17 protein-coding genes and 1 pseudogene are annotated in these 21452 nt (G+C 64.0%); 7 read left to right on the forward strand and 11 right to left on the reverse strand.

Translation table 11 applies throughout. The features are described from left to right. The coding region (locus A3AG_RS0102180; RefSeq protein ID WP_018003893.1) for a branched-chain amino acid ABC transporter permease at positions 1–782 on the forward strand (782 nt) is incomplete at its 5' end. 149 nt (positions 783–931) lie between these two features. Here the strand turns inward: A3AG_RS0102180 and A3AG_RS0102185 are convergent. Next, a complete protein-coding gene (locus A3AG_RS0102185) occupies positions 932–1876 on the reverse strand; it encodes a DUF808 domain-containing protein (RefSeq protein ID WP_018003894.1) in 945 nt (314 codons plus the stop codon). A gap of 428 nt (positions 1877–2304) precedes the next feature. Between A3AG_RS0102185 and A3AG_RS33020 the strand changes: the two genes are divergently transcribed. Next, complete coding sequence (locus A3AG_RS33020; RefSeq protein ID WP_442342002.1) at positions 2305–2790, forward strand: DUF1016 N-terminal domain-containing protein; 486 nt, start codon at positions 2305–2307, stop codon at positions 2788–2790. A gap of 358 nt (positions 2791–3148) precedes the next feature. Here A3AG_RS33020 and A3AG_RS0102195 read toward each other — a convergent pair whose 3' ends face one another. The 4 genes from A3AG_RS0102195 to A3AG_RS0102210 form a co-directional block, all read right to left on the reverse strand. Further along, a complete protein-coding gene (locus A3AG_RS0102195; protein WP_018003896.1) occupies positions 3149–4705 on the reverse strand; it encodes a UxaA family hydrolase in 1557 nt (518 codons plus the stop codon). Then, positions 4702–6306 (reverse strand): aldehyde dehydrogenase (NADP(+)), encoded by a 1605-nt coding sequence (locus A3AG_RS0102200; protein ID WP_018003897.1) that lies wholly within the window; start codon positions 6304–6306, stop codon positions 4702–4704. The genes A3AG_RS0102195 and A3AG_RS0102200 overlap by 4 nt, the downstream gene beginning before the upstream one ends. A 36-nt stretch (positions 6307–6342) precedes the next feature. Next, entirely contained in the window at positions 6343–7674 is a 1332-nt protein-coding gene (locus A3AG_RS0102205) for an MFS transporter (RefSeq protein WP_018003898.1), read from the reverse strand. Positions 7675–7805: 131 nt separating this feature from the next. Next, on the reverse strand, positions 7806–9005 hold the full coding sequence (locus A3AG_RS0102210) for a fumarylacetoacetate hydrolase family protein (RefSeq protein ID WP_018003899.1): 1200 nt from the start codon (positions 9003–9005) through the stop codon (positions 7806–7808). A gap of 147 nt (positions 9006–9152) precedes the next feature. Here A3AG_RS0102210 and A3AG_RS0102215 point away from each other — a divergent pair, with 147 nt between their 5' ends. Beyond that, positions 9153–10091: a LysR substrate-binding domain-containing protein gene (locus tag A3AG_RS0102215; protein ID WP_020384424.1), complete on the forward strand. Its 939-nt coding sequence runs from the start codon at positions 9153–9155 to the stop codon at positions 10089–10091. Here A3AG_RS0102215 and A3AG_RS33025 read toward each other — a convergent pair. Then, the gene (locus tag A3AG_RS33025; RefSeq protein ID WP_240619774.1) at positions 10060–10293 is read right to left on the reverse strand and encodes a TetR/AcrR family transcriptional regulator; all 234 of its coding nucleotides are present in this window, start codon (positions 10291–10293) and stop codon (positions 10060–10062) included. The two genes, A3AG_RS0102215 and A3AG_RS33025, sit on opposite strands and share 32 nt — an antisense overlap. A 68-nt stretch (positions 10294–10361) precedes the next feature. Continuing rightward, positions 10362–10670 (reverse strand): annotated as a pseudogene (locus A3AG_RS34465) (VWA domain-containing protein); the annotation flags it as partial. Positions 10671–11223: 553 nt separating this feature from the next. Here A3AG_RS34465 and A3AG_RS0102225 point away from each other — a divergent pair. Then, a complete protein-coding gene (locus A3AG_RS0102225; protein WP_018003902.1) occupies positions 11224–12795 on the forward strand; it encodes an MFS transporter in 1572 nt (523 codons plus the stop codon). Positions 12796–13277: 482 nt separating this feature from the next. On the opposite strand, the gene A3AG_RS0102230 is transcribed toward A3AG_RS0102225, so the two are convergent. The 4 genes from A3AG_RS0102230 to A3AG_RS0102245 all read right to left on the reverse strand — a co-directional run bounded on the left by A3AG_RS0102230 (position 13278) and on the right by A3AG_RS0102245 (position 18450). Next, positions 13278–14465: an adenylate/guanylate cyclase domain-containing protein gene (locus A3AG_RS0102230; RefSeq protein WP_018003903.1), complete on the reverse strand. Its 1188-nt coding sequence runs from the start codon at positions 14463–14465 to the stop codon at positions 13278–13280. After that, positions 14462–16048 carry a PAS domain-containing hybrid sensor histidine kinase/response regulator gene (locus tag A3AG_RS0102235; protein WP_018003904.1) on the reverse strand — a complete coding sequence of 529 codons (1587 nt, stop codon included), beginning with the start codon at positions 16046–16048 and terminating at the stop codon, positions 14462–14464. Before A3AG_RS0102235 ends, A3AG_RS0102230 begins: the two co-directional genes overlap by 4 nt. 191 nt (positions 16049–16239) lie before the next feature. Beyond that, on the reverse strand, positions 16240–16878 hold the full coding sequence (locus A3AG_RS0102240) for a c-type cytochrome (RefSeq protein WP_026163869.1): 639 nt from the start codon (positions 16876–16878) through the stop codon (positions 16240–16242). A 6-nt stretch (positions 16879–16884) separates the two neighbouring features. Further along, positions 16885–18450 (reverse strand): flavin monoamine oxidase family protein, encoded by a 1566-nt coding sequence (locus A3AG_RS0102245; protein ID WP_081610669.1) that lies wholly within the window; start codon positions 18448–18450, stop codon positions 16885–16887. Positions 18451–18677: 227 nt separating this feature from the next. Between A3AG_RS0102245 and A3AG_RS0102250 the strand changes: the two genes are divergently transcribed. From A3AG_RS0102250 to A3AG_RS0102260, 3 genes are all read left to right on the forward strand, one after another. After that, positions 18678–19511, forward strand: coding sequence for a phytanoyl-CoA dioxygenase family protein (locus A3AG_RS0102250; RefSeq protein ID WP_018003906.1), 834 nt, complete (start codon positions 18678–18680; stop codon positions 19509–19511). A gap of 33 nt (positions 19512–19544) precedes the next feature. Further along, positions 19545–19946, forward strand: coding sequence for a RidA family protein (locus A3AG_RS0102255; RefSeq protein ID WP_018003907.1), 402 nt, complete (start codon positions 19545–19547; stop codon positions 19944–19946). A gap of 133 nt (positions 19947–20079) precedes the next feature. Next, positions 20080–21444 (forward strand): DUF1329 domain-containing protein, encoded by a 1365-nt coding sequence (locus A3AG_RS0102260; protein WP_018003908.1) that lies wholly within the window; start codon positions 20080–20082, stop codon positions 21442–21444. Positions 21445–21452: the final 8 nt, after the last annotated feature.

A 21452-nucleotide genomic window follows, 5' to 3' on the forward strand; every position in this document is an offset into this window, starting at 1 on the left:
CCGCCGGCCATGCCATGAAGGTGTGGGGCGTGACGCCGGAGATCGGCCTGATCCTGGGCACCGGCACGGGCGCGCTGATCGGCTACGTGGTGGGCTCGCTGGCGATCCGGCGCCAGGGCATCTATTTCTCGATGATCACGCTGGCGCTGGCGCAGATGCTGTTCTTCATCTGCCTGCAGGCNCCGTTCACCGGCGGCGAGGACGGGCTGCAGGGCATTCCGCGCGGCAAGCTGTTCGGCGTGCTGTCGTTGTCGGATGACCTGACGCTGTACTACGTGGCGCTGGTGATCATCGTCGCGGCGTTCGCGCTGATCGTGCGCACGGTGCATTCGCCGTTCGGCCAGATCCTGAAGGCGATCAAGGAGAACGAGCCGCGCGCGGTGTCGCTGGGCTATGACGTCGACCGCTTCAAGCTGACCGCGTTCGTGCTGTCGGCGGCGCTGTCGGGGCTGGCCGGCTCGATCAAGGCGCTGGTGCTGGGCTTCGAGACCCTGACCGACGTGCACTGGTCGATGTCGGGCTCGGTGATCCTGATGACGCTGGTCGGCGGCCTGGGCACGCTGTCGGGCCCGATCGTCGGCGCGATCGTGATCGTCGCGCTCGAGAACAAGCTGGGCGACATCGGCGCCTTCCTCGCCTCGGCCACGGGGGTGGGCTGGTTCGATACGCTCGGCGAGTCCGTCACCATGGTGATCGGAGCTATCTTCGTCGTCTGCGTGCTGACTTTCCGCCGTGGCGTGATGGGCGAGCTGTCCGCGCGCCTCGAACGCAAGCGGGAGTAGGCGCCGCGGCCGTATTCCACACACGGCCCCCGCCCGCAGGTCATACCCGCGGCGGGGCGGGCGTCCCGCCCCCCGGGACACCCGGGTTCCATCGCTATCACCGCTAGTTCCGGCAATGAGCGTGCCGACCCAACCCCGCCTTGCCGCGCCTAGCGTGCCGAAGGCCGCAACGCCCGCATGCCGGCCTTCACCACGCTGACCGCCGCCAGCACCAGCCCGCCGGCGACGATGCCGGCAATGCCGTCCAGCAGCACCGGCGCCAGCACCGCCAGCACGCCGCCGATTGCCGGCACCTCCGCCGCCGCCAGTGCCACGGCTTCGGTCACGTGGTGCATCGCCGGAATGCCGTGCATCAGGATGCCGCCGCCCACCAGGAACATTGCCGCCGTTCCGGCAAACGACAAGGTCTTCATCAGCAACGGTGCCAGCCGCAGCAGACCTTGCCCCAGCCGGCGGAGTCCCGCCGACGTCTGCTTGCTCAGGTACAGGCCCGCGTCGTCGAGCTTTACGATGCCGGCCACCAGGCCATAGACGCCGACCGTCATGATGACCGCGATCGCGCACAGGACGGCGAGCCGCTGGCCGAACGGCGCATTGGCGACAGTGCCCAGCGAGATCACGATGATCTCCGCCGACAGGATGAAATCGGTGCGGACCGCGCCCTTGATCTTCTCTTTCTCGAAGGCCACCATGTCGACGGCGGGGTCCGAGACCGCCTGGACTTCGCGCACGTGGTGTGCGGCGTCCTCGGCCTTGCTGTGCAGGAACCGGTGCGCCAGTTTTTCAAAGCCTTCATAGCAAAGAAACGTGCCGCCCACCATCAGCAACGGCACCACGGCCCAGGGAGCCCAGGCGCTGATGGCCAGCGCCGCCGGCACCAGGATCACTTTGTTGCGGATCGACCCCAGCGCAACCGCCCATACCACCGGCAGCTCACGCTCCGCCCTGACGCCGCTGACCTGCTGCGCGTTCAATGCCAGGTCATCGCCCAGCACGCCCGCGGTCTTCTTGGCCGCCATTTTGCTCATGACCGCGACATCGTCCAGGATGGTGGCGATGTCGTCGATCAATACCAGCAAGCTCGAACCGGCCATGTCAGGGCCTCCGCGCGCGGCACCGCTGCCGCTCATGCAGCCAGTTTGTCATTCGGTCATGCTCCTCGATGTCGTTGGTCCGCGTAAGCAGGTTTCGTACCGGCCGCCGGTACCGCGGGGCTTCAGGTTGCAGCCGGCGAGATTGTAAAACATATGATGGGTTCCGCACCGGTAGGCATTCCGGCTTGGATGCAGCTTGCTGTGGCGGTTCTCGGCGGATTCAACGTCTTGGATCATATCCCGGTGCACGATGAAAATCGCCCCGGTTCTCTTTCGCTTGGCTCTTGGCCTGCCCTCGGAGTCGAGGCCCGTCCGGAGCACTACCTGGCGAAGATCAAGCTGACCAAAAGCATTGTTGATGCCGCAAAAGCGCAGACCAATGACGTCGGCTGTTCTGGCGCATCGGTCCTCGAAATCATGCTGATGTTCTGTCCGGCCAGGGGGTCGGCTACGGCGAGCAAACCCTGCCAACCTTGGCGGCACACCTTATCCGTGACTATGGAGGTAGCTTTGCGGACAAGAACTTGTGCAGAATGGTGCAATTCGCCATCGCGTTTCCGGACGAGCCGATTGTCTTGACGCTGTCACGGCAATTGAGCTCGTCGTATTTCGTGGTGTTCCTACCAATGAAAGACTCGCTCCTGCGCAACTACTACGTACAGATGGCTAGCGCGGAACGCTGGAGTGTGCGGACGCTGCGCGAGCGCATTGACTCGATGCTGTACGAGCGCACGGTGCTGTCCAAGAAGCCGGATTCGCTAATTGCACAGGAATTGACCGCGTTGCACTGCACTTCGCGCATGTCGCCAATTCTCGTCATGCGTGATCCGTATTCCTCGACTTCCTGGGTTGCGGGACACTTGGCAAGAGGGGAGACCTGGAGCGGGAGTTCAGTGCCACCATCTTCCGTATAGAACGCTTGGGTAATGTGCAATTTCAGCGCCTTATTGCAGGCGTCCTCATAGTCGAATATATAGCAGGGTGTGTCGCCCCCCAGCGCCTCGCGCAAGGCAGTCAGTTCCTCGATGAGATCGTCTAGGGTTTTGGTTTTTGGAAGCAGCATATTAAGACTGACGGCGTCTCGTGATATGAGACTAATCACACGGACCTGGTCGAAACGTCAAGCCTGAGTAATATGCTCGCCGGATCCCCGGCGCGGTCCGACGTCTTTGCTACCCAGCGTGATGATCCTGGCTGGCTTGAACAAGTGGCTCAGCGCGGGGTCGGATGGGAACGCGCGTGGCGAATGAGCGCGGTCACCCCGACGTCGGCTCAGGTGATGGCGCCAACCTGCCAGGGAACGAATTCGTTCTGGCCATAGCCGTGCACTTCGCTTTTTGAGCGGTGTCCCGACGCTGCCGCCAGCATCAGCTGGAAGATCTCTTCGCCAAGCTGGTCGATCGTCTGCAAGCCATCGATTAGGGTACCGCAGTTGATGTCGATATCCTCCTGCTGGCGCTGCCACAGGGCAGTATTGGTGCCGAGCTTGAGGGTCGGGGCCGGAGCACAGCCATAGGCGGAGCCGCGCCCGGTGGTAAAGCAAATGAGGTTGGCCCCGCCGGCCACCTGTCCCGTTGCGGAGACCGGATCATAGCCCGGGGTGTCCATGAACACCAGGCCAGCTGCCTGCACCTGCTCCGCATAGCCGTAGACGTCGACCAGGTTGGTGGTGCCGCCCTTTGCTACGGCACCGAGCGATTTCTCCAGGATAGTGGTGAGGCCCCCGGCTTTGTTACCAGCGGAAGGGTTGTTGTCCAGGCTGGCGTTCATGCGGGCACAGTAGTCTTCCCACCAGCGGATCCGATCGAGCAGCTTGTGGCCGACTTCGGCAGATGCGGCGCGGCGCGTCAGCAAGTGCTCGGCGCCATAGATCTCCGGCGTCTCGGACAGGATGGCTGTACCACCATGCGCCACTAGCCGGTCCACCGCGGCGCCGAGCGCAGGATTGGCACTGATGCCGGAATAGCCGTCGGAGCCGCCGCATTGCAGTCCTACTACGAGGTGGCTGGCAGCGACGGGCTCGCGTTGCACCCGGTTCGCGTCGGGCAGCATCGCCTTGATCTGCTCAATGCCTGCCGCCACCGTACGGGCCGTGCCACCGGTGGCCTGGATGGTCATGGTTTTCAGCGCGGCACCGCGTGCCAGTCCCCCGCTGTCGAGCAGGCCGTCGATCTGGTTGGTTTCACAACCAAGCCCGACGATCAGCACGGCGGCAAAGTTGGGATGGCGCGCGTAGCCCGCCAACGTGCGCCGCAGCAGCGCCAGGCCTTCGCCTTCGCCATCCACCGCGCAGCCTTGCCCGTGCGTCAGGGCCACTACGCCATCCACGTTCGGATAGTCGGCGAGCGCCTGCGGATTGACCTCCCGCCGGAAATGCTCGGCGATGGCGCGTGCCGCGGTGGCAGAGCAATTGACGGACGTAAGGATGCCGATGTAGTTGCGCGTGCCGACCCGCCCGTCGGCGCGGACGATGCCCATGAATTGCGCGCGCTGTGCGGCCGGCGCGGCAGGGCGCTTGTCCTCGCCAAACGCGTAGTCGCGCTCGAACTGGCCGATGGACAGGTTGTGGGTGTGGACGTGCTCGCCCGGCGCGACCGGGCGCGTGGCGAAGCCGATGACCTGTCCATAGCGGCGCACCGGCGCGCCGGCCTTGAGTGCGCGAACTGCCAGCTTGTGCCCGGCGGGCACCAGGCCGCGTACCACCAGGCCTGCGCCGAGGTGCGCGCCTGCTACCAGCTGCGCACGCGCGATGACGACATCGTCATCCGGATGCAGCCGGATGACGGGTTCGGCGGCGGCTGCCGCATCTTGTTCCAGGACGGCGCTCATGCTGCGGCCTCCAGGTCGTGCGCGTCTTGCTGCGCGGCGCGTGTCGGCACGCCGTCGATCAGGCGCGGCAGCTGCCATGGGTTACGCTCGCGCAAGGCCGGCGGGAGCAGGGGATCGGGATAGTTCTGGTAGCACACGGGGCGTAGGAAGCGCTCCATTGCGGCGCTGCCCACGGAGGTACCGCGCGCATCGGTGGTAGCCGGGTAGGGGCCGCCATGCACGATGGCATCACTGACTTCCACGCCGGTCGGGTAACCGTTGAAGAGCAGCCGGCCGACCTTGCCTTCCAATCGCTCGACCAGCGCGGCATGGTGACGGAGGTCACCGTCATCGGCCATCAGCGTTGCCGTAAGCTGGCCGCGCATCCTTTCCGCAAAGGCCAGGAAGTCGTCTTCGGAATCCAGCGCGACGATCACCGTCGACGGACCGAATACTTCCTCCTCTAGCGCACGCTCCTCCGCAAACAGGGCGCTGCGATCGGCCTTCAGCAGATGCCCACCGATGCGGCCGTCCGCTTGCTTTGACACCAGGGCTTCCACGCCGGGGATGTCGCGCAAGCCGGCCAGCCCGCGCTGGAAATTGTCCCGGATACCTGCGCCTAGCATGGGCAGCGGCTCGGCCAGCGCAAGGGCCTTGCTGAGTTCGGCGACGAACGCATCGAATGCCGGTGAGCGAATGCCAAGCACCAACCCTGGGTTGGTGCAGAGCTGGCCGCAGCCGAAGGTGACCGAAGCTGCCAGTTCGCGCGCAATCTGTGCGCCGCGAGAGGACAGTGCCGAGGGCATCAGGAACACAGGGTTCACGCTCGACATCTCCGCAAACACCGGAATCGGATCCGGCCTGGCTTGCGCCATGTCAAACAAAGCCCGGCCGACCGCCAATGATCCGGTAAAGCCCACTGCCTTGATGTGCGGCGCCCGTACCAGTGCCGCCCCGGCGGAAGCGGTGCCGAACACCATGTTGAATACGCCCGCCGGTGCATTGGTGCGCGCGATCGCGCGTTCGATCGCGCTGGCGACGTATTCAGATGTGACCATGTGGCCCGGATGCGCCTTCACCACCACCGGGCAGCCCGCTGCCAGCGCGGAAGCCGTGTCGCCGCCGGCCACCGAGAATGCAAGCGGGAAATTGCCGGCGCCGAAGACCGCCACCGGACCCACGCCGACGCGGTACTGCCGCAGATCGGGCCGCGGTAGCGGCTGGCGTGCAGGCTGCGCACGGTCGATGCGGACATCGAGGAAGTCGCCGCGCCGTACCGTGGTTGCAAACATGCGCAGCTGACTGGTGGTGCGCTTGCGCTCGCCTTCCAGCCGGGCCGGCGGCAGGGCGGTCTCGCGGCTGGCCGCCGCGATGAACGCCTGGTCCAGCGCATCGATTTCATCGGCGATGGTCTCCAGCAGAGCGGCGCGATCGGCCGGGCTGGTGGCACGGAACACGGGAAAGGCCCGGTGCGCGGCCAGCACGGCTGCTGCACCTTCGGCTTCGGTGGCTTCGTGGAAGCTGACCGGGTACCGTTCGCCTGTCACGGCGTCGCTGCTGTACAGCAGGGTGCCGGCGGCGTGGCGTTCGCCGCCGATGTAGTGAAGTCCGAGGATGGTCATGTCAGGTTGCTTTTGTGCAAGGAATACGGGAAGCAGTCAGGCAGCCTCGGAGGAGCCAAGCCGCAACGTCGAGGCGCGGCGGGCCCGTGCGCCGACGGTGCTCAGCAGCAGCACGCCGACTACGCCGGCGATTGCCAGGGCCAGCATGCCCGCTTGCTGGCTATGGAAGGCGGATTCGACCGCAGTCTTCAGCGTCGGTGCGATAAAGCCACCGAGATTGCCGAGCGCGCCGATCAGGGCGATGCCGCTGGCCGCGGCGGTGCCACTCAGGTACGCGGTGGGCAGCGTCCAGAACAGCGGCTGGACCACGACAAAGCCGACGGTAGCCAGGCAGAAAGCCATCAGCACGGGCACCAGTTCATGCCCCAGCGTCGACAGTGCGATGCCGATGGCAGCCATGGCGAGCATGGCCATGGCGAATTCCCGTTGCTTGCCCCTGGCGTCGGCGATGCCGGTGATCAGGCGCAGGGCTATCAGCGCGCACAGCCATGGAATCGCGGTAAGCAGGCCGACCTTGGCGCCAATGGCCGTGCCGGTCAGCTCGGAAATGCGTGTCGGCAGGTAGAAGATGACGCCATAGACGCTGACCTGAATGGCGAAGTAGATCGCGACGAAACGCAGTACCTGCCAGTTGCGCAGCGCGCTCAGTGCGGTGGCCGGGCCGTGCGCGGTCTTCCGGTTGTCTTCCGCGGCGATGGCGGCTTCAAGCGCAGTCTTCTCTTCGGCGTTCAACCACTTCGCATCGCGCGGCTTGCTGACCAGGTAAAAGAAGGCGATCACGCCCACCACCGACGCCGCCAGGCCTTCGATGACGAACATCCATTGCCAGTTGCGCAGGCCCAGCTGGCCACCCATCACATCGAGCAGCAGCCCCGAGACCGGCCCGCCCAGCACCAGTGCCACCGGCAAGCCGAAGTAGTAGACGCCGAGTGCCTTGCCGCGCTGGCTGGCTGGGAACCAGTAGGTGGAATACAGGATCACGCCCGGCGAGAAGCCCGCTTCGGCGACGCCAAGGATAAAGCGCAGCACGTAGAACGAGGTCTCGTCGTGCGCGAACATCATGGCCGCCGACGCCAGCCCCCAGGTGACCATGATGCGGCTGAGCCAGACCTTGGCGCCGACCCGGTGCAGGATCAGGTTGCTGGGGATTTCGAAGACAGCATAGCCAATGAAGAAAATGCCGGCCCCAAGCGCATAGGCCGCGTTGCCGATATTGGAATCGACCATCAGGGCCTGCTTGACGAAGCCGACGTTGGAGCGGTCGAGCATCGATAGCGCGAACATCAGGGCAAGGAAAGGCGCGAGGCGCAGGCGTGCCTTGTTTACCGCGCTTGCGAGCGGATCGTGGTTGGCAGCTTGAGTCTGCATGGGTTGTCTCCGGTAACAGGCCGCGCGTCGCGGCCTGACGTCATGGATTGCGGCATCCCCGTCTTTTGCTTGCGCGAGGGTGGCTGCGGTTTCAGGGCGGGGCGCCATGGCGCCCATTCAGCAATCGCTGTTCAAAAAGTGGTGTGGCCGCGTGCGGCCAGGTTGGTCATCAGGGCGCGTACGCCAAACGTCCAAGGAGCGATACGGTCGCTTCGGCCCACGCGGTTGACCAGGCTGCCAAGCTGGCGGCTGGAGATGAGGACGAGATCGCCGTCCTTGTGTGTGAAACCGCCGCCCGCGGTGTCGCGGTCTTCCACTGGCGCAAATAAAGTACCGAGGAACAACATGGCGCCATCGGGATACTGGTGGGTCGCCCCTATTGCCTGCCCGGCCAGTTCCAGTGGATCGCGTGTGATCTGGTCCATCGAACTGGTGCCAGACAAGACGAAGCCGTCCGCGCCTTCGACGCGCAGGTGCACCGTCGCTCGCCTCACGTCATCCAGCGAGAAGGTCTGGTCGAACAGTCGCAGGAACGGACCGATCGCACAGGAGCCGTTATTGTCCTTGGCCTTGCCCAACAGCAGCGCACTGCGGCCTTCGAAATCACGAAGGTTGACGTCGTTGCCCAGCGTGGCACCGAGCACCTCGCCACGGCTGTTGATGGCCAGCACGATCTCGGGTTCCGGATTGTTCCACGCGGAGCCGGGATGCAGGCCGATTTCCGTACCGGTGCCCAGCGCCGAAAGCAGCGGCGCCTTGGTGAAGATCTCGGCGTCCGGGCCGATGCCCACTTCGAGGTATTGGGACCACATGCCATGCTCGATCAGCACGGCCTTGAGTTCGCCTGCCTCGCGGGAACCCGGCCGGATCCGGGACAGGCGCTCGCCCACCAGCGCCTGGATCCTGCTGCGGACCTCGGCGGCGCCTAGAGGGTCGCCCTTGGTCTGCTCCTCGATAACGCGCTCGAGCAGGCTGCCGGCAAAGGTCACGCCTGCCGCCTTGATCACCTGCAGGTCACATGGTGCCAGCAAGCGGGCCAAACCGTCGCCGCCACGGGGATCGGCCGTGTTGACCAGCAGGTCGTCGAGCTTGCCGATCCAGCGCCCGGGCGCATGGTGCACCACCGGGAGCGGGTCGTCTTGTTCCAGCAGGGTGCTCATGGTCGGGGCGACATCCGAAATGTCGAAGACACCATCTGGCCGTACGACCACGACGCCCGGGCCGGCCGGCACGCCATTACCTGCCGGGATCCATGCGCGGCCGACCAGCGTCCCTGCCAGGCCGTCGGCAGGAAGCGTTTGTGTTGCGCTGAGGGTGAGCGGCGATGCCATCGATTGTCTCCACCTGATGTTGTTGTCGTGAGCGCCGCGACTGCAGCGTTGGGTGAAACTCTACGTGGCACTCTGATAAACATCCAATCGATTGTTGGGTAGAATCGATTCCATTTGGTTATCGATTCAACCGGGTTTACCCCTTTCATGGCCCGACAAACCGCTTCCGCCCCTACCGCCGTGCTCGCCAAGCTGCGCTTCCGGCATCTGCAACTCCTTGACGTGCTGGGTCGCAGCCGCAATTTACGCATCACGGCGGAGCAACTGCACATCACCCAGCCAGCTGCCACCAAGATACTGGGCGACATCGAAGACACCTTGCAGGCCAGGCTGTTCGATCGCCTGCCAAGAGACATGCGCCCGACTGAACTGGGCGAATTTGCCCTGCGCTACGCGTCGACGGCCCTGGCCGAACTGGGCAAGTTTGTGAGTGAACTGGAAGCGCTGCGGGCGGGAGGCCACGGCCACCTCACCGTGGGCGCGATTTCAGCGTCGGCGGCTCAAGTGGTAACCACGGCCATCCGCGAGCTCCTGCAGCAGCGCCCGCGGCTGATCGTCAAGCTGATCGAGCAGAGCAGCGATCAACTCGCCGTATGGCTGGAGGACCGCAAGCTGGACATCATGGTAGGGCGCCTAACCGAGCCGAGGCACCAGGCCATCTTCGATTTTGAAGCCCTATCACCCGAGCCGGTGTGGGTCGTGTGCCGACCGGGACATCCTTTGCTGGAAAGGACCAGGGTGGAAATTGCCGACCTCGGTGAATGGCCGTGGATCCTCTACCCACAGCTGACTGCTATCCGGCAGTTGTTCGACGAAACCATTGCGGCGGCAGGCATCCAGGGCGTGGTCGGCATGGTGGAAACACCGTCCATTTTCTCCACGCTTGAACTGCTGCAGGTGACGGATATGCTTTCGCTGCAGCCCCGCGCCGTGGTCGAACGTTTCGTCGCCGAAGGCATGCTGGCGCGGGTGTCGGTGCCCATCCGGCGCGCCATGTCGAGCTATGGCATCGTCACCCGCAAGAATGAGTTGCCGTCGGAGGCCATGCTCCACTTCATGGCAGCGCTACGAGCGGCGGCCCGATGAGACAGGAGAACAAGCGGCGATAGCGGTACCAGTCGCCGACAAGGACTCGGTCCAGCACCTTTTCGAATAGACCGCGCTTGGAACCGAATGCCTTGTACAGACTGCCTCGATGCAACGACGCCGTTGCCTCCACCAGGTCGTCGACCGAGCAGGCGTTAAAGCCGATGCGACCGACTGATCCGACGACCACTACGGGTAGCATTTATAGAGTTCCGCGTCCGGCGGTCGCGCCGCTCCAAAAATACGTGCGACGACTGATTTTCGTTATGGTCACCGTCGGAACCACAGCAATGACAGGCTACAAGCAGCGATCAGCACAACTGAGGTCCCGGCCAGCAAAGAACTTATTTCGGTCTGCCTGCGTTCGAGCGCCAAACGGGCACTAAGCTGCCGATATACCCGTGTCAGATCCGCGGCCGAGCCGGCTAGGAAGTACTCGCCAGCAGTCAGCGTCGCGACCGCGCGCAAAGTCGGCTTATCCAGTTGTGTGAAGGAGGACTGGCTCGACTCCGCTTGCGGGGTACCGTAGCCTACGGTATAGACGCGAACCCCACGCTGGGCAGCCATGCGCGCGGCGTCTGTAGCCGACCGTTCCTGGCCAGTCTCAGCCAGCTGCTCATCTGGGCACAGGCTTCCTGAAAAAATGGCCATCGCTGGCCATCTTCCTATCCATGCCACCCCATCACTGCAGGCTCTGCAGCTCCTGGCCCGTGCCAGCGCGACGGGCCTTTGCTTGCGCGACCATCAATCAGTAATCCCATTGCAGCGGCCCGAACCGAAAGCCTGCGCGGTGTTCTGCAACATGCGCGGTGGACGGGAACGCGGCATGCGGCGTGTCAGCAGGGCGCTGGCAGCGCCGTGAAGGCCGGGTGTCATGGCGACTCCATCTCAGGCTGCGACTTGGCAGTTGCTGTTGATGTGGTTGCGACCAACTTGAGGTCACCCCCGTTTTTTGCCACTCGGCCTGGAATGGAGATGGCCGGAAACGGCGCGCAAGAGCTGAAGACGTTTTGTAAGCTATCCAGCAGACGGATCAGACAAACGGAGTAGAGGCGTCCGTGCGGTTCCTTGGGCCTCTGCATCGTCTACATCCGATGTGAACATGCGACTGCCCCTTTGATCCACATATTCCATGGTCCTCGTCCGCCTTCCAAAAAACGTGCTTGCGCTAGCTGCGGTCTGCCTGACCTCGCTGATGTTCGGTCTCGAAATATCCAGTGTCCCGACGGTCCTCTCGACCATTGAGCATGTGCTGAACGCCGATTTCAACCAGATGCAATGGATCATGAACGCCTATACACTTGCCTGCACCACGGTGCTGATGGCGACTGGGGCGCTGGCGGACCACTTCGGACGCAAGCGCATTTATCTGGCAAGCATTGTGCTGTTCGGGCTCACGTCCCTGGGCTGCGGGCTCGCTCAAAGCGCACCCGTGCTGATCGCCAGTCGGTTTCTTCAGGGAATCGCTGGCGGCGCCATGCTGATCTGTCAAGTGGCAGTGCTGTCGCATCAATTTCCGGAAGGGCGGGAACGCAGTAAGGCATTCGGCGCCTGGGGAATCATCTTTGGCATCGGCCTCGGCTTTGGTCCGATTATCGGCGGCCTAATCGTCGCGGTTGCCAACTGGCAGTGGGTCTTCCTGGTTCATTCGCCGGTCGCTATCGTTGCACTGGCTCTGGTCTTGGCCGGCGTACAGGAATCCCGGGACCCGAATGCGCAACATCTGGACGCTCCCGGCATCCTCACTCTTTCCGCGTCGTGTTTCGGGCTCGTCTACTTCATCACGCAAGGCTCGGATCTCGGATATGCCAGTCCCACTGCATTCGGTCTCATCGCGGCGACGGTATTGAGCTTCATTGCATTTATCTTTGTCGAGAAGCGCAGCCCTCGACCCATGTTCGATTTTTCGGTGTTCCAGATCCGCTCGTTCTCAGGCGCGCTGTTCGGATCAATCGGCATGAACTTCAGCTACTGGCCGTTCATGATCTACCTGCCGATCTATTTTCAGGGTGCCCTTGGCTACACCAGCGTGTCCGCCGGACTGTCGCTGCTCGCCTATACGGTACCGACGCTTATCGTGCCACCGGTTGCAGAGCGACTTGCACTCAGGTTTGAAGCGCGCAGGGTCATTCCGCTCGGCATGTTCACCATCGGCCTTGGCTTCCTGCTGCTGATGTTTGGCGCTGGCGCGGAGCACGCGAGTTGGCTCACAATGCTGCCGGGTTGCCTGTTGTGCGGAACGGGGCTGGGCCTGACCAATACACCGGTCACCAATACAGCCATGGGTTCAGTTTCGCCAAATCGCGCTGGCATGGCGTCGGGTATTGATATGAGCGGGAGACTGATCAGCCTGGCCGTCAATATCGCGCTGATGGGCCTGATTCTTCTGGAGGGCGTGCATGCTTATCTCATCGGCGCACTTTCGAGTGTTCCAGAAACCTCGTCGCTTCGTTTGCTCGCAGCACAGGTAGCCGGGGGCAATATCGTGCCTCTCACGCAGAGCGGCGCTGAGATCGCGGCTATCGACGCGAACGGCGTGATCCTTCAGGAGGCTCTCGTACACGGCTTCGGGTTCGTGATGCTGTACGGGGCGCTCGGGGCTTGGGCTTTCGCCCTGCTCAGTGTCGCATCGTTCTACGCTGGCACGCGCGCACATCGCCGGGCACCTGCCGTGGATAGCGGTGTTCGCCATCCAAGCCCGTAAAGCAATCATCAAAGGGGAAGGTTAGAGGGACAGCAGGAAATTCAAATTCCACTTGCCCGCAAAGGCAGGCTCCCTCGTACGACGACGCGCTTCGATTCATTTGGAGTCACGAAGACTTCCTGTGGCGGGCGGCTTGCGCCAGAGACGCCTCTCGACCCTTCTCGGTCAGCCGGCCTAATTGCAATTAGGGCCGGTAAGCAATCTTTAACGGCCATCCAGAATGATCTTAGTTGCAGCGGTGTACAGTAAGCGACCAGTTCATCCACTGCAATCGATGGAGGGATCTGGCGTCTTCCTCACGAAGGAGGATCAGGGAAAGGCGTCGAAAATTGAGTGGGCGCGCTAGCGCGGGTACAGCACCGACTTCAGGCGACGCTCCGGGCGAAGGACGAATCGAGCGTGAGCGGTGAATGGGCTCGAGCCTGTGTTAAGGCGGCCTGAAATCAATGGTGGAACCATACGGCGTCGCGGCCAGCGGGCGATTACCGAGAGCCGTCAGTGGTTCGTCCAGCTACATACCATGTCTGTAGCTCGCCGATTCCCTTCGCGTTGATGGTTCCGCGCGCTTCCAGCAGGAAGGATTCCCCCAGCTGTTCCTTGGTGGCTTCCGATATCTGAACACGGCCGGCAATACCGTGGGACTCCATCCGGCTGGCAATATTGACGGTTTCGCCCCACAAGTCATAGATGAATTTTCGTCGGCCGATCACGCCGGCAACGACCGCGCCGCTGTGGATACCGACCCGCAGTTGCAAGCTGAAGCCGCTTTGCTGGTTAAACCGGGTCAGGAAATCCAGCATGTCCAGTGCCATGTGAGCGGCCCGGGCTGCGTGGTCGTCAGCAGGGACGGGAAGGCCGGCCGCTGCCATATAGGCGTCGCCGATCGTTTTGATCTTCTCCAGCCCGCGGTTCTCCGCGATATCGTCAAACTCAGCGAAGATCTCGTTTAGTACGGCTACCAGGCCTTCGGGGCTCAGGGCAGGAGAGAAGCAGGTGAACTGGACGAGGTCGGCAAACAGCACCGACACTTCCTCGAACCTGTCGGCAATGATTTCGGGCGGACCGGGGGCGATGAGATCGAATCGCAGCTTCAACCGTTCGGCAACGGGCGCCGGCAGTACATTAAGGAGCAGTCGTTCGGCGACCTGTTGCTCGCGAACAAGCTTTTCGTAGAGCTGCCTGAGTTCATCGCTTTGGTGAACGATCGTTTCCCTGCTCGCTTCCAGTTCACATACCTTGCGCTCGAGTTCCTCGCCGTACCGCAGGGACTCACAGTGGAGCAGGCGCACTTCCAACATGTTCCTTACCCGCATCAGCACCTCGCCGAGGTCGAACGGCTTGCTCACGAAATCTCTCGCTCCGGCCCGAAGTGCTCGCAGCTTGTGATCGGGCTGGGCGGTGATGACGATCACCGGCAGGTAGCTTTCCGGCTGTACGGCCTGGAGGTGCGCCATGACTTCAAAGCCATCCATGCCCGGCATCTGGAGATCCAGCACAATCAGGTCATAGTGATTCCTGCGGTGAAGCTCGCCGACCCTGCGTGGATCGGTGGTTGCCTCGACACGGGTGTAGCCGGCCCCATGCAGCATGGCCTCGAGCAGCAGGACGTTGGCCTCGAGATCGTCGACGACGAGGATTCTTGCAGCGAGGATATCCGCCGTGTCGATCATGGCAAGCTGGTTCGCGGCGGTTCCAGCGCTGCGTTCAGTGCGTCCATGAACTCCTGAATCCTGATCGGCTTGGTCAGGTATCGAAAGAATCCTGCCTTCACGCCACGCTCGATGTCGCGCGGCATCGCGTTGGCACTGAGGGCGATGACCGGGATATGCCGCGTCACTGGGTCGTGGCGCAGGCGCTCCAGTGCGTCGATGCCGTTGATGTCGGGCAAATGGATGTCCATCACGATCACCTCGGGCAGGGCAGTGCGCGCAAGTTCGACGCCGAGCGTCCCCGTGGCCGCGGACAACAAACGCACATCTGCCCGGCGCGCGACAAGTTGCTCGACGAGCTTGAGGTTCGCCGGATTGTCTTCCACATACAGCAAGGTATGCACCGTGCTCGAGGATTCGACACGCGCCCGGACGGGCGCGGCGGTGTCCGTGCTTTCGCCAGAGATTGCCGGAGGGGCGGCGGCAGGCAGCCCGACCCGAAACACGCTGCCCACGCCGGGCGTGCTTTCAACGTCGATGGTCCCACCCATCAGCTCGGCCAGTCGCCTGGCTACCACGAGCCCGATGCCGGTGCCCTCCACGGGGCCCGCCTCATGTCCGAGGCGGTTGAACGGCTGGAATAGCTGGGCGAGCCGTTCCGGTGTCAACCCCGTGCCGGTGTCGCGCACGCTGACGCATACGCGATGTCCCGTCGTCGTCACCTGCACATCGACCGAGCCCCGGTCCCGGTTGTACTTGATGGCATTGGAAAGCAGGTTTAGAAGGATCTGCTTCAGGCGGGTCCGGTCGGCACGGACGAAGCAGGGTGGCGTGGCCGCGGGAAACCGCATGCGGACCGCGCGTTTCACTGCTTGCTGCTCAAGCATTGCCTGGCACTCGTGCAAGGTGTCGATGACCGAAACCGGCTCGGGGGACAGCGACGCCTGGCCGGCTTCTATTCTGGCCAAGTCAAGCACTTCATTGATGAGCTCCAGCAAATGCCAGCCCGCTTTCAGGATCTGGTCGATGCTGGCCTGCTGCGACGCAGTCGGAGGCGGAGACTCGGAGGCCATCACCTGCGCGAAGCCAAGGATGGCGTTCAGCGGATTGCGCAACTCATGGCTCATGTTCGACAGGAATTCCGTCTTGGCATGGTTGGCGCTTTCAGCGGACGCCTGGGCTTGCTTCAGCGCTTCGATATCGGTGCTGGATGCGAGCCATTTCACGATCTTGCCGTCGGCATCCTTCAATGGCGACCCGCGTTCGAGGTGCCACCGGTAGGCGCCATCGGATGCCCGTTTCAGGCGATATTCGATCTCGTATTCGCGGCCCTGCGTCACCGCGTCTGCCCAGCGGCCGAGATTGCGCGCGATGTCCTCGGGGTGGACGGCCGATTTCCAGGCGCCGGACCGGGTCTGGTCGAGGCCAAGGCCGGTATAGCTGGTCCACCGCTGGTTGCAGTAATCGATCTGACCATCCGCATCGGCGGTCATGATCATGTGAGGAATGCCATCGGCGAGCAGCCTGAAGTGCGGCTCGAGCTGCCTGAAGTCGTGGGCGGAAAGGCGATCCTTTCCCGCTCTGCCGTGAGTCTGCCTGCGCATGATCTACCCCCGCAGTCCGCGGGCGGGCGCCTGGCATGCAAGCGGCGATGGCAGGCCGGCCGGAATCCGCGTCTCAGGGAAAGAATACGCCCAGCCACTGCCGGTGCAAACCGGCCGGCGCGGTGACGTGGCTGGTCAACTCATAAGTCGATAGTGCACCACTCCAGGCAGCTCAACCGAGGCTGGATGCACTACATCCTGGCGAGATAGCGGGCCACGGCCGGGATGTCTTCGTTCGACAAGGTGGCGGCAATGCCGTCCATCACGCCGGTCGCGTCATGGCGCTTGCCGCTCTTGTACGCCGCAAGCTGGTGCGCGAGGTAATGCTCTCCCTGGCCGGCGAGACGCGGTGCCAGCTCCTTGCCCGTCAGTGCTTCCCCATGGCAGGCCTGGCAGCTGCGCGCCTGGACCACGGCCTTGCCGCGCGCCTCGAGCGCGGCGCTCTCCATCGCGTCCGTGCTGTCGGCCGGTGCCTGCCTTGCGTAGTAGGCTGCCAGTGACCGGATCTGCTCGTCGGTCAGGCTCCTGGCAAGTGGCCCCATGGTCGGGTTGTCGCGCTGCCCGCTGGCGAACGCGCGCAGCTGCGCCTCGAGATACGCTGCCGGCTGCCCGGCCAGGGCCGGGTACTCCGCGTTCCGGGATTGCCCTTGCGGACCATGGCAGGCGAAGCAGGTCTCCGCAAATTGCGGCCAGGGGCCGCCATTGGCCTGGCTTGCCCGGGCCTGATTGTCCAGTGCCGAGCCGAACCGGTGGTAGCCCACCAGTTCGGGAACGAGGAATGCGGCCGCTGCCGCCACTACCGCAGCCGTCGCGAACATCATGCGCTTCATCTTCATTTATGCCTCCGCGACGGGAGAGGGCAGCGGCGCTTGCAGCGCGCCGAGTGCCTGCAGGGCGGCACGGTGTCCCGAGCGCACGGCGCCGTCCATGGCGCCGGCCCAGATGTCGGCCGTCTCGGTCCCCGACCAGATCAGCCGGCCCAGTGGTGGATGCAGGTGCTGGCCCAGCTTCGTCCAGAAACCGGCGGGCATCGGGTTGATGCAGCTCATCGACCAAGGGTCGACCTTGCCCCAGTCAAGGTCGTGGTATTGCGTGGGCTTCAGCGCCTGGTCTCCGAAAGCCCTGGCATAGACGGCGGAGAGGATGGGCTCGGCGGCGCTCGGCTCGGCCGGCAGGTAGCCGGGTTTGACGAAGGCGCTGAGCACACCGACCGAGCCGTCCGGCGGCGAGTTGTCGACCGACCAGATCAGCGGGCCGTCGAGCGGCACCACCTGGCCGTTGAAGCCTTTCTCGCGCCAGAACGGCTGTGGGTAGACATGTGCGGCCTTGCGCATGGGCGCATGTGCAGGCCAGGCGCGGTGCAACTGTGCCCGGCCGGGAGGCAGGGGGGGATCGAACACGATCTGCTGGCACAGCGCCGGGTTCAGCGCGGCAATGACGTGACGCGCCCGCACCACGCCCCCGTCGGTATGCAGTTCGACGATCTCGCGGTCCCAGCCGACGATCTTGCGCACCGGGCAGGACAGCCGGACCTTGTCGCCGAGGTCTTGCGCCATCCGGACGCTGAGAATCTGCGAGCCGCCGACGAAGCGGGTCTCCTGCGCGCCGTCCTTGATCTTCTCGAGCGTGTCGTAGTCACTGTTCGCGCTGTTGATCACCGACAGGTAGTGCAACAGCCCGAGTTGTGCGGGAGGCGCGCCGAGCGACAGGGTCGCGGCCATGCTGAAGGAGAATTTCTCCTCGTTGCTCAGGCCTTGCCGCGCCAGCCAGTCGCCCAGCGTCAGCTTGTCGTATTCCGCTGCTTTCGACGCCTTCCATGGCGCGCCGCTGGGCACGCCGCGCGCCATCTCGCTGAGCCTGGCGGCAACCTGTCCCTGGGCACCGATGCCCCCATGCAGATCCTGGGTCACGCGGATGTTGTCGGCGAGGAATACGGTCTTGCCGGCGTAATAGGTGCCGAAGGTTTCGACGCCGAGCTCGCGCGCCAGGTCGGCAATGGCGGTCTGGCCGGGGCCGATCCACTGGCCGCCCGCTTCGGAGACCACGCTGTTGCCGAGGTCGTGGTTATAGGTACGGCCACCGACGCGGTTGCGCGCCTCCAGCACCACGAAGGCCTGGCAGCCGGCGCGCTGCAGGTCGCGCGCGGCGGTCAGTCCGGCCAGGCCGGCGCCAAGGATGGCGACGTCCAGCACGTCGCGCTGCGCGCGTGCAGCGCCCGCGCGCCGTGGTGCGGCGTTGGCGGCATGCGGTGCCGCGGCCACCGCCAGCGATGTGGCGGCCGCCGCTGCCGCAATGCCGAGCAGCCGGCGCCGCGTGTGTGAGTCCGGCCCGGAGCCGGGCGTCCTGTTCTGTATCGCCTCGACCTGTGCCGCGCCATCCCGGCGCCTTGTGTGCTCGCTCATTGTTCGGTGAAAGCCAAAAATAGTATATGGAGGCAAATATAGGACGAAAAGACAAACAAGTCAAAAGCCCATGGCGTAGGTTGTTTCGACATCGCTTAACGCATGAAGGCCAATGTCATGGCAGGGAATACCCTGTCTTTTTTCTTCTTTCTTTCTTTGCCATAGTTACCTAACTTTGGTGTGTTGGCCTACTAACGAGTCGGCCGCGGAACGACAGGAGTTCACCCATGGATCAATCCAAGCGCAAGGCTTTCGCGGAGGACGGGGCCGTCCTTATCGAAGGCTGTCTCAATGCGGAACAGCTGGCGCTGTGCCGGCAGGCGTTCGACTGGGGCATCGAGAACCCCGGTCCCAATGCGCACAGCCTGTTCGACGGCTCGGTGCAGAAGTCGCATGTCGACAACGCAAATCCCTTTGCCAAGGGCAGGCTGGATGAACTGGCCGCGGCGCTGCCCTTTGGCAGGTTGTTTGCCGACCTGTGGGGCTCCGAGCACGTCTGGTACTTCGCCGAGGAACTGTTTCTGAAGGCCGGCGGCAACGCAGGGCGCTCGCCCTGGCACCAGGACACTTCCTATCTGCCCTGGGCCGGCAAGCACTTTGCCAACGCCTGGATCAGCTTCGAAGCGGTACCCAAACGCAACGCGCTGGAGATCGTCCGCGGCTCGCATCTCGGTACGCGTCACGACGGCAGCACCTTCCAGAACCCGGACGATCCCACCGAACCCTTGCACGGTGGTGACGCCTGGCCGCGGTTGCCGAATATCGAGGCCGAGCGCCGCGCCAATCCCGATGCGTACGACATCGTCTCCTGGGCGACCCGGCCCGGCGACGTGCTGCTGCTGCATCCCGGCGTGCTGCACGGGGGCGGCGCCGTCGATGCCGACTTCCCGGATCGCCACACGCTGGTGATGCGCTTCTTCGGCGACGATGCGGTCTTCAGTCCGCTGCCGGAACACAGCGATGCGGGTTTCACGCCGGCGGGCGTCCTGTTTGTCGAAGAACTGGCATCGCTGAAGGCGGGCGACCCGTTCCGGGCTTCCTGCTTCCGTCAAATCCTATAAGCCAAGTCCCTCCCTGACATGACGACTCCCGCCATGAACCGACAGTCCATCATTCCGCCCGGCACCGAGGCGCTGTACGACGCCCTCCATTTTTCTCCCGCGACCCGCGTTGGCGACACCATCTGGGTTTCCGGGCAGGTTGGCATCGACGCCACCATGACCCCGGCAGAGGGCATGGAGGCGCAGGCGCGGCTCGCCTTCGAAGCGCTGAAAGGCGTCCTGGCGGCCGCCGGTGCCAGCCTTGCCGACGTGGTCGAACTGACGACCTACCACACCCGCTTTCGCAGCGAGCTCGCCGAATTCACCAAGGTGAAGGACGAGTACATCCCCAACCGCTATCCCTCCTGGACTGCGGTCGGCGTGACCGAGCTGGCGCTGCCGGGGCTGTGCATCGAGATCCAGGCGGTTGCGGTAGTGGGCAGCGGCGAAACCTGAGCCAGGTCGCTCGCGGGCAACAACCGTCATTTTTTTGCGCCTATGTTTGTCATAGTGTCCTATGTTAGGCACTCTGTTTAAAGAATACAAAGCCGGCACAGTAACCGGTTGAACCTGGTGGCAGGAGACACAGATGAAATACACGACGTGGTTGATCAGCGCGACCGTTGCGCTTGGCGGCGCAGCTTACGCCGCCGCTCCCGAGCAGGACATGGGCCGGCTCGGCAAGGACCTTACCCCGGTGGGGGCCGAGCGTGCCGGCAACAAGGACGGGTCCATTCCGGAATGGACCGGTGGCGACATGAAGGCGCCAGGCGGCTGGAAGCCCGGCACGCCGCGCCCCGATCCCTATGCGAACGACAAGCGCCTGCTGTCGATCGACGCGTCCAATGTCGACCGATACAAGGACAAGCTCGCCCCCGGGCAGGTCGAGATGGTGAAGACGATCCCGGGCTACCGCATGGACGTCTACACGACGCGCCGATCCTGTGGCTTCCCCGACTTCTACTACGAGCGCACGAAGAAGAATGCGGCGAGCGCCAGGCTTGCCGACAACGGCCGGAACCTGGCCGAGGCACTCGGCGCCGGCGTGCCGTTCCCGATCCCGCAGAGCGGCGTCGAAGCGATGTGGAACCACAAGCTGCACTGGAAGGGCGAGGGCTTCCAGATGAGCTACGCCGGCTATATCCCGCCCAAAGGCGGCGACAGCATCGGCGAGCCGCTCGGCCAGGAGGAATGGCAGACGTCGCCGATGTGGTCGCCGTCGAACAAGGGCGTCGCCGACGCGCGCGGCATCGAAAGCCTGTACCTCAACACCTTCACCAGCCCGCCGTCGATCGCCGGGGATGCCACGCTCACGCAGTACAAGTTCGCCGAGGCCAACGACGTCTGGCTGTACTTCGCCAGCCAGCGCCGTGTACGCCGGGCGCCGACGTACCAGTACGACGCGCCGCAGCTCAATACGGAGAACTTGCTGACGGTCGACCAGTATATGCAGTTCAACGGCCCGCTGGACCGCTACGACTGGAAGCTGGTCGGCAAGAAGGAGATGTACGTCCCGTACAACACCTATCGCCTCAACTCTTCCGCGAACAAGGTCGAGGATGTCGTCAAGCCGAAGTTCCTCAGCCGCGACCACACGCGCTACGAGCTGCACCGCATGTGGGTGGTGGAGGCCACGCTCAAGTCCGGCATGCGCCATACCTTCCCCAAGCGCGTGTTCTATCTCGACGAGGACACCTGGACCATCCTGGTGGAAGACATGTACGACGCGCAGGGCAAGGTCTGGCGCACGACCGAGATGGGCCCCTACATGGCCTGGGAAATCCCGGCCTGCGTGTGGGCGGCCAACACCAGCTATGACCACCAGACCCGGCGCGCGGTGCTCGACCGCGTGGTCGCGGGCCGCAAGGAGCCGGACTGGCTGGCCACGCGCGAAGGACGCCTGAAAGAGAAGACCTTCGAGCCGGACGGCCTGCGCCGATTCACCACGCGCTAAGCGATCAC

This window comes from Cupriavidus neocaledonicus (assembly GCF_000372525.1).
GTDB lineage: Bacteria > Pseudomonadota > Gammaproteobacteria > Burkholderiales > Burkholderiaceae > Cupriavidus > Cupriavidus neocaledonicus.